The organism is Cloacibacillus sp. An23 (assembly GCF_002159945.1).
Lineage (GTDB): Bacteria > Synergistota > Synergistia > Synergistales > Synergistaceae > Caccocola.
In genome coordinates this window covers 1-681 of record NZ_NFJQ01000029.1, presented here as the reverse complement: position 1 = coordinate 681, position 681 = coordinate 1, and the positions used below count along the sequence as shown (strand labels likewise).

The window sequence follows — 681 nt, the reverse complement described above, 5'->3', positions numbered from 1 at the left end:
ACGATTATACTGACGGGCTTGAGCATAGAGGATAGAGCTCAGGTTTGGGCTAGTTATTCTTATACTCCACCAGCCGCTTTTGTTGGTGAATATGATATCTATATTTCAAAAGCATTGGCAGAAGATACAAGTAAAGGCCGTCAGGTCGTTTTAGGAACTACATACTATAGTTCAGGCACTTTGTCTCTGTGGAGTACAGGGCGTTCTGCATGGAATTATCATCCTGGCGATTGTGTACGTGGCGTGAGCACAACCGCAGATAAAATATATACCATAAATACAGCCACAATCCGAGTAGTAGCCATCGGCAAATGGAAGTAAGGAGGAAAAACAAATGTTGACAAACCGTAATGTAAACGGGGGGGGGCGCTCCCCAGTAATGTCAATCTTATAGTTATCACAACGGAGGCCGCGCGCCATGCCTAGCAAGTACGTGATACAGCAGCGCGGCGCGGACGGCCTCAATACTGCGGCGGAACTTCCGGCGCTTGAGAACGGCAAGATAGATATATCGCAGCTGCCGGTCGTAGGCGAGAGCGGAGCGGCTATCATCGCGCGCGGGAGCAACGCCAACGGCGAGTGGGTGCGGTGGGAAGATGGGACGCAGGTGTGCTATGGAGTGTATAACCATAACTTTAACACAACTGATGTAGAGCAAGAGATAACTATTACTTTTCCTGC

Annotated in this window: 2 protein-coding genes; both read left to right on the top strand. The window is 49.2% G+C overall.

Annotation, left to right across the window (positions count from 1 at the left end):
- A partial coding sequence (locus B5F39_RS14515) for a hypothetical protein (protein WP_204245136.1) occupies nucleotides 1-321 on the top strand: 321 nt, incomplete at its 5' end.
- A gap of 97 nt (nucleotides 322-418) precedes the next feature.
- Nucleotides 419-681, top strand: a 263-nt coding sequence (locus B5F39_RS13935) for a hypothetical protein (RefSeq protein ID WP_204245135.1), incomplete at its 3' end; no start/stop codon positions are given.